15 protein-coding genes are annotated in these 14205 nt (G+C 66.8%); 13 read left to right on the top strand and 2 right to left on the bottom strand.

The features are described from left to right. Positions 1-7 precede the first annotated feature (7 nt). The 3 genes from benC (at position 8) to AC3WON_RS03040 (ending at position 2622) form a co-directional block, all read left to right on the top strand. Entirely contained in the window at positions 8-1027 is a 1020-nt protein-coding gene (gene benC, locus AC3WON_RS03050) for a benzoate 1,2-dioxygenase electron transfer component BenC (RefSeq protein WP_492317809.1), read from the top strand. Between the two features lie 17 nt (positions 1028-1044). After that, positions 1045-1830 carry a 1,6-dihydroxycyclohexa-2,4-diene-1-carboxylate dehydrogenase gene (locus tag AC3WON_RS03045; RefSeq protein ID WP_492317808.1) on the top strand — a complete coding sequence of 262 codons (786 nt, stop codon included), beginning with the start codon at positions 1045-1047 and terminating at the stop codon, positions 1828-1830. A gap of 96 nt (positions 1831-1926) precedes the next feature. Further along, entirely contained in the window at positions 1927-2622 is a 696-nt protein-coding gene (locus AC3WON_RS03040; protein WP_492351119.1) for an alpha/beta hydrolase, read from the top strand. An 87-nt stretch (positions 2623-2709) separates the two neighbouring features. Here the strand turns inward: AC3WON_RS03040 and AC3WON_RS03035 are convergent, their stop codons facing one another. Further along, positions 2710-4101, bottom strand: a complete 1392-nt coding sequence (locus tag AC3WON_RS03035; RefSeq protein WP_492351155.1) for an aminotransferase-like domain-containing protein — start codon at positions 4099-4101, stop codon at positions 2710-2712. Positions 4102-4157: 56 nt separating this feature from the next. On the opposite strand from AC3WON_RS03035, the gene AC3WON_RS03030 reads away from it, so the two are divergent. The 10 genes from AC3WON_RS03030 to scpA all read left to right on the top strand — a co-directional run bounded on the left by AC3WON_RS03030 (position 4158) and on the right by scpA (position 13317). Beyond that, positions 4158-4379 carry a hypothetical protein gene (locus AC3WON_RS03030; protein ID WP_492351118.1) on the top strand — a complete coding sequence of 74 codons (222 nt, stop codon included), beginning with the start codon at positions 4158-4160 and terminating at the stop codon, positions 4377-4379. A 137-nt stretch (positions 4380-4516) separates the two neighbouring features. After that, on the top strand, positions 4517-4999 hold the full coding sequence (locus tag AC3WON_RS03025) for an MSMEG_0572/Sll0783 family nitrogen starvation response protein (protein ID WP_456806965.1): 483 nt from the start codon (positions 4517-4519) through the stop codon (positions 4997-4999). Positions 5000-5019: 20 nt separating this feature from the next. Continuing rightward, positions 5020-6036: a Nit6803 family nitrilase gene (locus tag AC3WON_RS03020; RefSeq protein WP_492317806.1), complete on the top strand. Its 1017-nt coding sequence runs from the start codon at positions 5020-5022 to the stop codon at positions 6034-6036. After that, positions 6029-7132, top strand: a complete 1104-nt coding sequence (locus tag AC3WON_RS03015) for an MSMEG_0568 family radical SAM protein (RefSeq protein ID WP_492351117.1) — start codon at positions 6029-6031, stop codon at positions 7130-7132. The genes AC3WON_RS03020 and AC3WON_RS03015 overlap by 8 nt, the downstream gene beginning before the upstream one ends. Beyond that, positions 7129-7683: an MSMEG_0567/Sll0786 family nitrogen starvation N-acetyltransferase gene (locus tag AC3WON_RS03010; protein WP_492351116.1), complete on the top strand. Its 555-nt coding sequence runs from the start codon at positions 7129-7131 to the stop codon at positions 7681-7683. Before AC3WON_RS03015 ends, AC3WON_RS03010 begins: the two co-directional genes overlap by 4 nt. Then, on the top strand, positions 7680-8675 hold the full coding sequence (locus tag AC3WON_RS03005) for a sll0787 family AIR synthase-like protein (protein ID WP_492317803.1): 996 nt from the start codon (positions 7680-7682) through the stop codon (positions 8673-8675). The genes AC3WON_RS03010 and AC3WON_RS03005 overlap by 4 nt, the downstream gene beginning before the upstream one ends. 8 nt (positions 8676-8683) lie before the next feature. After that, the gene (locus tag AC3WON_RS03000) at positions 8684-8971 is read left to right on the top strand and encodes an MSMEG_0570 family nitrogen starvation response protein (protein ID WP_492317802.1); all 288 of its coding nucleotides are present in this window, start codon (positions 8684-8686) and stop codon (positions 8969-8971) included. Between the two features lie 35 nt (positions 8972-9006). After that, entirely contained in the window at positions 9007-10293 is a 1287-nt protein-coding gene (locus AC3WON_RS02995) for an MSMEG_0569 family flavin-dependent oxidoreductase (RefSeq protein WP_492351115.1), read from the top strand. A 1-nt stretch (position 10294) separates the two neighbouring features. After that, the gene (locus AC3WON_RS02990) at positions 10295-11131 is read left to right on the top strand and encodes a Pnap_2097 family protein (protein ID WP_492351114.1); all 837 of its coding nucleotides are present in this window, start codon (positions 10295-10297) and stop codon (positions 11129-11131) included. After that, positions 11128-13317, top strand: a complete 2190-nt coding sequence (gene scpA, locus AC3WON_RS02985; protein WP_492317799.1) for a methylmalonyl-CoA mutase — start codon at positions 11128-11130, stop codon at positions 13315-13317. Before AC3WON_RS02990 ends, scpA begins: the two co-directional genes overlap by 4 nt. Before the next feature lie 74 nt (positions 13318-13391). Here scpA and AC3WON_RS02980 read toward each other — a convergent pair whose 3' ends face one another. After that, complete coding sequence (locus AC3WON_RS02980; protein WP_492351113.1) at positions 13392-14201, bottom strand: putative hydro-lyase; 810 nt, start codon at positions 14199-14201, stop codon at positions 13392-13394. Positions 14202-14205 lie beyond the last annotated feature (4 nt).

Genomic DNA, 14205 nt, shown 5'->3' with positions numbered 1-14205 from the left:
ACGCGCCATGGAACACACCATTGCCCTGCAATTCGAAGACGGCGTCACCAGGTTCATCACCTGCGGCGAGCACGAGACCTTGTCCGATGCCGCCTATCGCCAGCAGATCAATATCCCGCTGGACTGCCGCGACGGCGCCTGCGGCACCTGCCGCGGGCTGTGCGAGTCGGGCAGCTATGACCTGCCGGCGTCGAGCTATATCGAGGATGCACTGACCGCGGAGGAAGCTGCCGAGGGCTACGTGCTGGCCTGCCAGACCCGTCCGCGATCGGACTGCGTGATCCGCGTGCCCGCCTCGTCAGCCGCGTGCAAGACCGGCGTCACCACCTACCAGGGGACGCTGGCCGAGCTCGAACAGCTCTCCGATTCGACCATCGGCTTTTCCATCGACCTGGACGAGGCCGCTGGCCTGGACTTCCTGCCCGGCCAGTATGTCAATGTCGAGATCCCGGGCACCGGCCAGACGCGCTCCTATTCCTTCAGCTCCGCGCCCGGCAGCGCGCGCACCGGCTTCGTGGTGCGCAACGTGCCGGAAGGCCGGATGAGCACGTGGCTGACCAGCCGGGCCAGATCAGGCGAGCGCGTGGCGTTTTCGGGCCCCTACGGCAGCTTCTACCTGCGCGAGGTGGCGCGGCCGGTGCTGTTCCTGGCCGGCGGCACCGGCATCGCTCCCTTCCTGTCGATGCTCGATGTGCTGGCCGCCAGCGGCTGTGCGCAGCCGGTGCGCATGGTCTACGGGGTCACCAACGACATCGACCTGGTGGCGCTGTCGCGCATCAATGCGGCCCAGGGTGCCTTGCCCGGCTTCGAATACCGTACCTGCGTGGCTGACGCTGCCAGCAACCACGCCCGCAAGGGCTATGTCACAGCCCATGTGGAGCCGGAATGGCTCAACGGCGGTGATGTCGACATCTACCTGTGTGGCCCCGTGGCCATGGTGGAGGCCGTGCGCGGCTGGCTGCAGCAGAGCGGCATCACGCCCGCCGGCTTCTACTATGAGAAGTTCTCGGCCAGCAACGCGGCATGAGCGAGGAGCACGACAACATGAGAACTGCTACACGCTTTGCCGGCAAAGCCATGATCGTGACCGGGGCCGCACAAGGCATCGGCCGCGGCGTCGCACTGGCCGCCGCCGCCGAGGGCGCCTCGGTGGCGCTGGTCGACCGCTCGGCGCTGGTCGATGAAGTCGCGGCGCAGATCGTCGCCGCAGGCGGGCAGGCCATCGCAGTGCACGCCGACCTGGAGCGCTATGCCGGCGCCACGCAAATGGCGCAGGCGGCCGAAGCAGCCTTCGGCCGCATCGACATCCTCGTCAACAACGTGGGCGGCACAATCTGGGCCAAGCCCTTCCAGGCCTATGAGGAGGACCAGATCGAAGCCGAGATCCGGCGCTCGCTGTTCCCCACGCTGTGGTGCTGCCGGGCGGTGCTGCCCGGCATGGTCGCGCGCCGGCAGGGCGTCATCGTCAACGTGTCGTCGATTGCCACGCGCAGCATCCACCGTGTGCCCTACGCGGCGGCCAAGGGCGGCGTCAACGCACTGACGGCCAGCCTCGCCTTCGAGCATGCGCACGAAGGCGTGCGCGTCAACGCAGTGGCCACCGGCGGCACCGAGGCACCGCCGCGCAGGATCCCGCGCAACATGGCAGCGCAGAGCGAGCAGGAGGCCATCTGGTACCAGGCCATCGTCGACCAGACCAGGGCCTCGAGCCTGATGCACCGCTATGGCACGATCGACGAGCAGGTCCATGCCATCCTGTTTCTCGCATCGGACGAGGCTTCTTACATTACCGGCACGGTCTTGCCAGTTGGCGGCGGGGATCAGGGCTGACGGTGGCATCGATTGGAGCGCAGTCCAACCGCCGAGGGACTGCAGCGTGTTGCATTGTTCGGCTTACAGCTTACATTGGCAGATAGGAGTCAGATCATGAGCAAGCCCTCGATCATTCTGGTGCACGGCTTCTGGGGAGGTGCCGCGCATTGGGGAAAGGTCATCGTTGAACTGGCGCGAAAGGGGTATACGAACGTCCGCGCCGTTGAAATGCCGCTGACATCGCTTGCTGACGATGTCGAGCGTACCCGCAAGATGATTGCCCAGCAAAAAGGGCCAGTCCTTCTGGTGGGGCATTCGTACGGTGGTGCGGTGATTACCCAGGCGGGTGACCAGCCCAATGTGGTGGGGCTTGTGTATATCGCGGCGTTTGCGCCAGAAGCGGGGGAGAGTCCCGGTGGCATTACTCAGCAGCATCTTCCGGTTGCGGCTCCCAATCTCGAACCCGACAGCGACGGCTACTTGTGGCTCAAGTCCGATATGTTCCATGAGAGCTTCTGCCAGGATCTTTCGCCCGACGACGCGCTGGTGATGGCGGTGACGCAGAAGGCGCCGCTTGCAAGCACCTTCGGCGGCGTCATCACGGCGCCGGCCTGGAGAAAGAAGCCGTCCTGGTACCAGATTTCCAGCGAAGACAGAATGATCGCCCCCGAAAACCAGCTGAAGATGTCAGTCCGGCTCAATCCCCGGAAGGTCATGACTCTGGCGGCAAGCCATGCTTCGCTGGCTTCGAAGCCAGTCGAGGTTGCAGCGTTGATCGACGAAGCCGCGACCGACTCGGTCAAGGGATAACTCCCTGAACGCCGGCGCCCGCCGGGCCAGGCTGGGCAGTGCGCCGAACAGCGGAAAGCTGCGCGGGAATCAAGGGGAGCCCCCCGGCTACAGCATCGCTGAATGCAAATGATGCGGATTGTCGAGCGTCTCCGCGATGATCCGCAGCGACTCCTCGATCTCATCACGCTCGCCCGGGCCGCCCAGGCAGACGCGGATCGCATCGGGCGGGTTGCCGTCGGTCGAGAAAGCGGCGGCCGATACCGCGCCGATGCCGCGCGAGCGCAGATGCAGCGCCAGTTCCGACGGGCTCCACGCTGAAGCTGCCGGGATCGGCAGCCACAGGTGAAAGCCTTCCGGGTCTGCGTCATAGGCCAGGCCCTCAAGCACATGGCGCGCAATCAACTGCCGCGCCGCGCTTTCGGCGCGGATGGCCTTGAGCATGTCGTCTACCGTTCCGTCCTTGATCCAGGATGTAGCGAGCAGTGTGTTGATGGGGCTCGCCATCACCGTCGTTGCCCGCAGGGTGCCAGCAAGGCGCTGCGCCTGCCGGGCGGTGGGGGCGTGCAGGAACGCTATGCGCAACCCGGCGCCCAGGCATTTGGACAGGCCGGTGACGTAATACGTGAGTTCCGGGGCGAGCGCGGCAAACGTCCGCGGTGCCCGCAGCGGCAGCATGCCGTAGGCATCGTCCTCGATGATCGGCACGCTGTAGCGCAGCGCGACTTCGGCGAGCTGCTCGCGGCGTGCCTGCGGCATGGTGCGCGTGCTCGGGTTCTGGATGGTCGGGTTGCAATAGAGCGCCGCCGGCTTCTGTGTCTTGCACATGGCTTCGAAGGCGTGGGCGAACGGGCCATCCTCGTCGCCGGGCAGCGCCTGTAGCTGGATATTGAGCTGCGCGGCGATGGCCTTGATGCCGGGGTAGGCCAGCGCGTCGGCACAGATGGTCTGCGCCGGGCGCGCGAGCTGCGACAGCAGTGCGACCAGCGCGCTGTGGATGCCGGGCGTGACCAGCACGGTGTCCGCGCTGCATGCCGGCACCCAGCTGCGCAGCCATTTCGCGGCGACGGAGCGATCGGCCGGGGATCCGCCAAAGTCCTGGTAGCGCAGCAGCGAGTAGGGGTCGGCGGCCTCCAGCAGTTGCGCCATGGCGTCACGAAGCCGCCCCGTCATCGCGGGCGGCTCCGGCGGCATGTTCATGGCCATCTCCGCACCCGTGCCGCCGCGCAGCGGCATCGCGGGCGCACGTCCGCGCACGTAAGTGCCACTTCCTGTCTTGGTGTCGATCAATCCCCGCTTCCTCGCTTCGCTGTAGGCGCGCGCCACGGTGGTGTAGTTCAGTTGCAGCGCTTCGGCCAGGTCGCGCAGCGCCGGCAACCGGTCGCGTGAGCGCAGCTGGCCATCGGCCAGCGCCTCCTCGATCAGGTCCGGAATCAGCAGATAGGCAGGCTTGGCACTACCGGCGATACGTTTTAACCAATGGCTGGTCAGGTTGGACACCATGGTCTCCCGCTGCGCGATGCGATGGAATTCAGTGCCCTGAGGATAGCACTCGAATGATCGCTTACCAAGCCACGCAGGCGATCGCATCTGAAGTTCTCAATGATGGTGCGATATCAACGCTCATGCACCACGTGTGCGCACCCGGGCGGCTTGCTCCCGTTCAAAAACGTGCATTGTGGCAAAGCCGTCATGGCGTGCGCTGTGCGCCTTTGGTGGCATCCATGGCCAAAGCCGTTGCGATCATTGGGCCGATCATTTGGTCGCCATCGCTTTGATTGGAGATTGATCGCATGACTGCGGACATTGCGTGGCACATCGGTTGCGGATGTTGGCGTGTTCGGCCTGGCGCCGAACGGTCGATCGGCATGGGATCGATCGACCGCACTGCCTCATCAACGCAACGGAGAGAAGCATGCCTGCTGTCAGCAAACCGGCCCACAAGAAGGGCGATTTCCTGGTCGACTATGAAGAGAAGGTATTCGAGGACGTAAAGGCAGAAGCCGGCGAGAAGGCGCTGGTGACATTCCACACCGTCGCCTTCGAAGGCTCGATCGGCTTCGTCAATATGCTGCAAGCCACGCGGCTGCTGCGCAAGGGCTTCGAGACCTCGATTCTGCTGTATGGCCCCGGCGTCAACCTCGGCGTTCAGCGCGGCTTCCCGACGCTCGGCGATGAGGCGTTTCCGGGCCACATGAACTTCAACAAGCAGCTCACCAAGTTCATGGAAGAGGGCGGCAAGGTCTACGCCTGCCGCTTCGCCCTGCAGGCCCTGTACGGCCACGGCGAAGCCTCGCTGATCGAGGGCATTCGCCCGATCAGTCCGCTCGATGTGCTCGACCTCAAGCTGCTGCATCGCAAGGAGAACGCGCTGATCATCGACACCTGGACGGTCTGAGCAAAAGGGCAGGTGCCACCATGTCACAGAAACCCATTGTGCGCGCGGCCGCGGTTCAGATCGCGCCCGACCTCGAGAGCGGCGAAGGCACGCTGGCCAAGGTCTGCGAGGCGATCGACGAGGCCGCCGGGAAAGGCGTGCAGCTGATCGTCTTCCCGGAGACCTTCGTGCCGTACTACCCGTACTTCTCCTTCGTACGGCCGCCGGTGCACTCCGGCAGCGACCACATGCGGCTGTACGAGCAGGCCGTGGTGGTGCCCGGCCCGGTTACCGATGCCGTCGCCGGGCGCGCACGCCGGCACGGCATGGTCGTGGTGCTCGGCGTGAACGAGCGCGACCACGGCAGCCTGTACAACACGCAGCTTATCTTCGACACCGAGGGCAATCTCGCGGTCAAGCGCCGCAAGATCACGCCCACCTTCCACGAACGGATGATCTGGGGGCAGGGCGATGCGGCCGGCCTGAAGGTCGCGGACACGGCAATCGGCCGCGTCGGCGCGCTGGCGTGCTGGGAGCACTACAACCCGCTGGCCCGCTATGCGCTGATGACCCAGCACGAGGAAATCCACTGCAGCCAGTTCCCAGGCTCGCTGGTCGGGCCGATCTTTGCCGAGCAGATCGAAGTCACGATCCGGCACCACGCGCTGGAATCCGGCTGCTTCGTCGTCAACGCCACCGGCTGGCTGACCGAAGCGCAGATCGCCTCTGTGACCACCGATCCGGCGCTGCAGAAGGCGCTGCGCGGCGGCTGCAACACCGCAATCATCTCGCCGGAGGGGCAGCACCTGGCGCCGCCGTTGCGCGAGGGTGAGGGCATGGTCATTGCCGACCTTGACATGTCGCTCATCACCAAGCGCAAGCGAATGATGGATTCGGTGGGCCACTACGCGCGCCCGGAACTGCTAAGCCTGGCCATCAATGAGCGGCCGGCGGTGACGGCAGTGCCGATGGCAGGCGCCTTCTCAAACTTCCATGGGAGCATCCGCGATGACATCCAGCGCGACCGTGCCGGCTTCGAGCCGGCAATTGATGACTGAGCTGCAGTCCGTCGGGCTGCGCCTGGAAGACCCGAATGCCGGCGCGGCCAGCCGCCGCGGCGGGGCGGGTCCGTCCGACCACAAGGCGGTCACCATCGACGGCGTGACCATCATGGTGCCGGTGCATACCAGCACGGCGTGGCACTCGCCGTTCGTGGCGCAGGCGCCCGACGGAACGGGGCGCAGCGCGCTGATGCGCGGAACCATCCCGATTGCCAGCATCAGCTTTCCGAAGGCGCCGCGTTTCCATGCGCTGCAGACCCTGGAGGGCATTCCGTACTCGCATATCGCCACGCTGCATGGCGCCGACGTGCTGGCCACGACCGTCCTGCAGACCTGCATCCGGTACGAGAGCCGCAAGAAGACCTGCAAGTTCTGCTCGATCGGCCAGTCGCTGGCGGCAGGCCGTACGGTGGCGCGCAAGACGCCCGAGCAACTGGCCGAAGTGGCACGCGCCGCGGTGCTGCTCGATGGCGTCAGGCATATGGTGCTGACCACCGGCACGCCGCCGACGCCGGACCGGGGTGCGGCTATTCTTTGCGAGAGCGCCTTCGCCATCAAGGCGGCGGTCGACCTGCCGATCCAGGCGCAGTGCGAGCCGCCCGACGACGACCGCTGGTTCGAGCGCATGAAGGCCGCCGGCATCGACGCGCTCGGCATGCACCTCGAGGTCGTCACGCCGGCGCTGCGCGAACGCATCATGCCGGGCAAGGCGTCGGTGCCGCTGAGCCGCTACATGGAAGCCTTCAAGGCTGCCGTTGCCGTGTTCGGCAGGGGGCAGGTCAGCACCTACATCCTCGCGGGACTCGGCGACACCGCGGAAGCCATCCTGGCGATCTCGCGCGAGCTGATCGAACTCGGGGTGTATCCGTTCGTGGTGCCTTTCGTGCCGATCTCCGGCACGCCGCTGGAGGACCACCCGGCTCCCTCGCCGGCCTTCATGCAGTCGATCCTGCAGCCGCTCGGCGCCATGTTGGGCGCCGCCGGCATGCGCTCGTCCGATATCAAGGCGGGTTGCGGCAAGTGCGGCGCGTGCTCGTCGCTGGCCACCTACGAGCGCGAGGCGGCACTGGCGAGCGACGGAGCAACATTATGAAAGGCAATCTCTGCGTCGAGGTGCCGGGCATCCCGATGTTCCGCATCCGCTGGGCGGAGCACGTCTGGGAGGCGGAGCAGGCCTATCGCTTGCGCCAGGCCGTGTTCTGCGAGGAGCAGGGCATCTTCGCTGGCGACGACCGGGACGCGGTGGACGACGTGGCGCAACTGCTGGTGGCGGTGCGCTTCGAGCCGGAGTTGCCGGGCCATCCCGGCACCGTGGTCGGCACCGTGCGCATCCATGAAAGCGAGCCGGGCGTGTGGCTCGGCTCGCGCCTGGCGGTGGATGCGGCATACCGCAGCCAGGGCAAGATCGGCGCGACGCTGATCCGCCTGGCGGTGAGCAGCGCCCACGCGATCGGATGCCGGCGCTTCCTTGCGCACGTGCAGAGTCAGAACGTGCCCTTGTTCAGGCGCTTGCATTGGCACGTCCTGGCAGAGGAGACGCTGCTCGGGCGGCCGCACCACCTGATGCAGGCAGATCTGAACCATTACCCGCCTTGCCATACCCCGCACGCGGGCCTGATTACCGAAGGCAGGGCCATGCGATGAACCTCGATGATCTCGTACACACGCTGCGCAGCAGCCGCGGCTTTGCGCATAAGACCGATATCCCGGCCATGTTGTCGCCGCTTGGCGCCGCGGCCGCCGGACGCAACGCAGCCATGGCTGTCGATGTCGGGGACGACTGCGCGGCATGGCGGGATGGCGACGGCTACCTGCTGTTCGCCATCGAAGGACTGGTCAGCGATTTCATCCGCACGATGCCGTGGTTCGCCGGCTACAGCGCGGTCATGGTGAACGTCAGCGATATCTATGCGATGGGCGGCAGGCCGACGGCCGTGGTCGATGCGCTATGGAGCCATGGCGCCGCCGACGCCGCCGAAGTGCTCAAGGGTATGGCCGCGGCGTCCGTCGCCTATGGCGTGCCGATCGTCGGCGGTCACAGCAACGCGCGCAGCGAGCAAAGCCAGCTTGCGGTGGCCATCCTCGGCCGTGCGCGCAAGCTGCTGTCGAGCTTCGCCGCGCGTCCCGGCCAGCGCCTGTTGATGGCGGTGGACCTGCGCGGCGCATTCGCGGAGCCGTACCCGTTCTGGAACGCGTCGACGGGCGCACCGGGCGAACGACTGCGCGCGGATCTCGAACTCTTGCCGGTGCTGGCCGAAGACGGCCTTTGCGCGGCGGCCAAGGACATCAGCATGGCGGGTGCGCTCGGCACCACGCTGATGCTGCTCGAATGCTCCGGGGTGGGCGCCAGCATCGCGCTGAAGCGCATTCCCAGGCCCGCTGGCGTGCCGCTGGAGCGGTGGCTGACGGCATTCCCCAGCTATGGCTTCCTGCTGGCCGTCGATGACGACGAGGCGCAGGCGGTCGAACGCCGCTTCCTCGATCGCGGCATTGCCTGCGCCCAGATCGGCGCCATCGACGATTCCCGTGTCGCCACGCTCACGCACGCAGGCGAACGGGCCACGTTGTGGGACTTCCGCGAGGCGGGGTTCATCCTGCCGACGCGCCTGGCCACGCCGATCGATTCCCCAACCTGAGACCTGCCATGCCGGTTACCCATTTCCGCATCCGCTGGCCTGACCAGACCGAGATGGCCTGCTATTCCCCATCCTCCATCGTCACGAAGCATTTTGCCGCCGGGACGGCGTACCCGCTGGACGAGTTCGTCGAGCGCGCGCGTACCGCGCTGGGCGCCGCTTCCGAGCGGGTGTGTGCCAGGTACGGCTACGCCTGCTCCTCCGCGATGGACCAGCTCCGCATCCTGGAAATCGCCGCGCAGCGGTTCCAGGGTCGGGAGGACGCCACCGTCCAGTTTCTTGGCTTTGGCAGCTAGCCGATTTCCAAATTCCTCGCCTCAAAGGATCCAACATGTCCCACGTCATCAACACCAATCCGGGCCAGGCCGCAGAGCCCAAGCACTACGGCGTCATCATTGTCGGCGGCGGCCAGGCCGGACTATCGATGAGCTACTTCCTGAAGCAGGCCGGCATCGATCATCTGCTCATCGAGAAGCACACGGTCACGCACACCTGGCGCACGCAACGCTGGGATGCGTTCTGCCTGGTGACGCCGAACTGGCAATGCGCGCTGCCGGGCTATCCCTACCAGGGTGACGAGCCGCACGGCTTCATGAAGAAGGATGAGATCGCGGCCTATCTCGATGGCTTTATCCGGACGGTCGGCGCGCCGGTGCTCGAGCATACCGAGGTGCGGCAAGTGAAGGCGCGCGCGCCGGGGGGATTTTCCGTGGTGACGAGCCAGGGCGCATTCACCGCGGACCAGGTGGTGGTGGCCTCGGGCGGTTATCACACGCCGATCGTGCCGCGCATGGCCGAGCGCTTGCCGGCGTCGATCCGGCAGCTGCAATCGTCCGAATACAGGAATCCCGAGTCGCTGCCAGACGGTGCGGTGCTCGTGGTCGGCTCTGGCCAGTCGGGCGCGCAGATTGCGGAAGACCTGCATCTGGCCGGCCGCAAGGTGTATCTCGCCGTCGGCGAGGCGCCGCGTTGCGCGCGCTTCTATCGCGGGCGGGACGTCGTGGACTGGCTCGCGGACATGAAGTACTACGATCTGCCCGTCACCGAGCATCCGCTGCGCGAGGGCGTGCGCGACAACACCAATCACTACGTCACCGGGCGCGACGGCGGCCGCGATATCGACCTGCGCAAATTCGCCACCGAGGGCATGGAGCTCTACGGCGTGCTCGACGACTACCTCGACGGCCGACTGCGTTTTGCGCCGGACCTTCGTCACAACCTGGACGACGCCGATGCGACCTACAACCGCATCAACGCGAGCATTGACAAGTTCATCGCGGAGCGGGGCATCGAGGCACCGCCGCCGAGCGTCTATGAGCCCATGTGGACGCCCCCGGCCGAGCGCACCGAACTGGATCTCCAGGCAGCCGGCATTGGTTCGATCATCTGGTGCATCGGCTTCCGACCGGATTTCAGCTGGCTCGAAGTGCCGGTGTTCAACGGCCGCGGTTATCCGGGTCACGAACGCGGCGTGACCGCACACGCCGGCCTGTACTTCCTTGGCCTGCCCTGGCTGCACACGTGGGGGTCGGGGCGATTCTCCGGCATCGCCCGCGACGCCGAGTACCTGGCCGCCCTGATCGCCGCAGGCCGGGGCGACACCGCGCTGGCCGCCTGACATGGAAGCCGTCGTCTCGCGCCATGTGGCCGGCATGCCCCAGTTGGCATATACCGGCCTGTCAGAGAACTGGCTGCTGAAGACCTGCGGCGACCTGCACTGGCGCCTGCTGGCCGCCGGCGCCGGCCTGGGGGTGCCGGACTTCAGGGATGCCGGAGGCCATCCGGTGTATGCGGCGTTCACCGCGATCCGCGTGCGCGACGCCGCGCCGCAAACGATCGGCGAGCACGCCGAGTTCAGCATCGGCTCGCGCATCGTGCCAGCGGGCGGCGTGAAGCACCTCAGCGAACATACCGTCGACATGCAGGGGGACCGCCGCGCCAGCGTGACGATGCTGTCCACCTTCATCCGCCGCACGCGTGAGCGGGACAACCGCTCGGTCGTGCGCACCATGCCGACCGTGGCCGCGCAGTGGGCCGGCGCCGGCTCGTCGGCCCAGGCGGCGGAACTGTCGCTGCTGGCACGGCGTTTTCGCTGCGGCGATTGGGGTACGCATCTCGGGCTCGATCAGGCCCGGCATCGCGTCTGCCACGCGGCCGAATACCTGCCGTGCCCCTGCAACGACTTCAACGGCGCCGACCTGCTGTACTTCGCCAGCTTCCAGGCCATGGTCGATCGCGCGGAATGGCAATGGCGCCGCGACGCGGATCCGCCCACGGTGTTCGCGCGGGACCTGTTCTTCCATGGCAACGTCAATGTCGGCGAGTCGCTGGAGCTGACCTTTTCCGCGCTGCGCGAGGACGAGGAGGGATTGACGCACTGGTGTGAGATCCGACGCAGCCGCGACGGCGAGAAGATCGCCGATGTGGTCACGCAGAAGCGCTGGAGGCAGCGATGAACGCGAAACGGGATGACCCGGCAGGCGCCCTTGAGCTGAAGCCGGTCTACGGGCCCGGCGACCTGACTGGCCTTGGCCACCTGGGCGGCATGCCCGGCGAGGCCCCGTTCGTTCGTGGCCCCTATCCCTCCATGTACCGCGGCAGGCCATGGACCATCCGCCAGTACGGGGGATACGGCGACGCCGCGACGTCGAACCTCGCCTATCGCGAGGCTTTGAAGCAGGGCGCGCAGGGCTTGTCGGTGGCCTTCGACCTGCCGACCCATCGCGGCTACGATTCCGACGATCCACTGGCGCAGGCCGATGTCGGCATGGCCGGTGTGGCCATCGACTCGGTCGACGATATGCGGCGCCTGTTCGAAGGCATTGCGCTGGACCGTGTGTCGGTATCGATGACAATGAGTGGTGCGGTGCTCCCCGTACTGGCAGCGTTCCTGGTCGCGGCCGAGGAATCGGGCGTCCCGTTCGAACAGCTGCGCGGCACCATCCAGAACGACATCCTCAAGGAGTTCATGGTCCGGAACACCTGGATCCATGCGCCGCAGCCGTCGCTGCGCATCGCCACCGACGTGGTCGAATGGCTGGCGGCGCATGCGCCGAAATTCAATGGCATGTCGATCTCGGGCTATCACTTCCAGGAAGCGGGAGCCGATCCGGTGCTGGAACTGGCGCTGACACTGGCCAATGCCAGGACCTATGTCGGCCTGCTGCGTGAGCGTGGCCTTGATGTCGACGCATTCTGCGGCGGACTAAGCTTCTTTTTCGGCGTCGGCAAGCAATTCTTCATTGAGATCGCCAAGCTGCGCGCCGCGCGGCTCCTGTGGCACGACATCGTGCGCGAACTGGGTGGCACCAGCGCGCGCGCCATGGCGATGCGCATGCATTGCCAGACTTCGGGCTGGACGCTCGCCGCGCAGCAGCCGCTCAACAATATCGCGCGCACCACGGTCGAGGCGATGGCTGCGATCTTTGGCGGTACGCAGTCGCTGCATACCAACGGCTTTGACGAGGCGCTGGCATTGCCGGGCGCGCAGGCCTCGCGGCTGGCTCGCGATACGCAACTGGTCCTCCAGCATGAATTTGGCCTGTGCGAGGTGGCGGACCCGTGGGCGGGCTCCTACCTGATCGAGTCGCTGACCGGCCGCATGGTGACGGAGGTTCGCGCGGTGCTGGCGCACATCGATGCCCAGGGTGGCACCCTGGCAGCCCTCGAATCCGGCTGGGTGCAGCGGCGCATCCACCAGGCTGCGCTGCGGACGCAGGCTCGGCTCGATGCGCAGGAAGAGGTCGTGGTGGGTGTCAACCGCTACCAGGAGCCCGACGGCAATGGCCAGGAATGCCTGGAGATCGACGGTACCCGGGTGCGCGTGCAACAGGCACGCCGCCTGGACGCGCTGCGCAGCCGCCGCGATGACGCTGCGGTCAGGCATGCGCTGGCGGCGCTGACCGAGGCCGCCAAGCGCGGCGGCCCCAACCTGCTCGCCGGTGCAATCGACGCGATGCGTTGCCGCGCCACGGTCGGGGAATGTACCCGGGCGCTGCTCCAGGTCTGGCCGCGCCATACGGTGCGGGCGTCCTACGACGCTGCGCTGTACGGCACGGCTCGCGCCGGCAACAAGGAATGGCTGGCGGCCTGCGAGTGCGTCAGTGCGCTGCGCGAGCGGCTCGGCCGCGCGCCCCGGATCTTCGTGGCCAAGCTCGGCCAGGATGGCCACGACCGCGGTGCGAAAGCGGTGGCGGCCGGGCTTGCCGATGCCGGGTTCGTGGTCGAACTGACGCCGCTGTTCCAGTCCGCCGATGCGGTTGCGTCTGCCGCCTGCGATGGAGACTTCGATGCCATCGGCATCTCCACGCTTGGCGGCGCGCATCTGGATCTGCTGCCGGCGCTGCTACACGCCTTGCGGCAGCGCGACTCCGATGTGCCGGTCTTCGTCGGCGGCATTGTTCCGGCAGGCCACAGCCGCTTGCTGCGCCAGTGCGGTGTGCAGGGGATTTTCGGACCGGGCACGCCGATGGAGATCATCGTGAGCACCATCGTGGCTGCGCTCACGTTGTCGAGGATGCTTACCGCCGTCCGCGCCTTTCCATTGACGCCTCCCGTTTGCTATCCAGACCATGACGGTAAAAATCTCCTCATTGAGCTGAGTTTCTGCAGTTTTCCCGGGACCACGCGGCGGGATGCATGATCTGCGTACTGGCGCCGATGCACTTCCTGGGATCGGTGCTGGGAGCGGCAAGCGCGAAAACGCCAACAGAAACCTCAGATAAGCGTGACGTCCTCGATCGCCACGTCGCCCACCAGCATGTAGCCGGGCGCATGCGTGATACACAGCGGCAGCCGCGTCTGCACGGCCGCGGCCTGAGGCGTCACGCCGCAGCCCCAGAATACCGGGATCTCGCCTGGCAGGATGGCGGTGGGCTCGCCTTCGTCGGGACGGTTGACGTCTGCAATGCCGATCGCTGAGGGATCGCCGGCATGCACCGGTTTGCCATGCGCTGCCGGCAACGCTGCGCAGATCTCGCTGGCGCGCGCGGCCTGTGCCGGCGTATAGGGGCGCATCGACACTACCATCGGCCCGCGGAACGGCCCCACCTGCGTGGTCTTGATGCTGGTGCGGTACATCGGCACCACCTTGCCTTCATCGACATGCCGCACGGCCAGGCCGGCGCGCTGAAGCGCATCTTCGAAGGACAGCGAGCAGCCCAGCACGAAGCCGACAAAGTCGTCCCGCCACAACGCGCCGATGTCGCCGCACTCTCCGGCCAGCTTGCCATCGCGCCAGATCCGGTAGCGCGGCAGGTCGGTGCGCAGGTCGATATCTTCGCCCAGCCCCGGCACCAGCGGCGAGCCAGGCTCGGTCATGCCGATCAGCGGGCAGGGCACGGGGTTGGCACGGCAGTAGCCGAGGAAATCGTCGGCGCACTGGCGTGGCAGGATCATCAGGTTGCCCTGCACGCGGCCGGGCGCCATGCCGGCAGTGTGCCCGTGCCAGGCACCGCTGCGGATGGCGGCGCGCGCGGTGGCCGGGCTGGCTGCCCAGCCGGGCAGCGCAACGGTAGCGTCATGCATGTCA

It is taken from the genome of Cupriavidus sp. FW305-46, assembly GCF_058787075.1.
The sequence above is the reverse complement of the archived record's forward strand: the minus strand, read 5'-3'. Positions and strand labels throughout refer to the sequence as shown.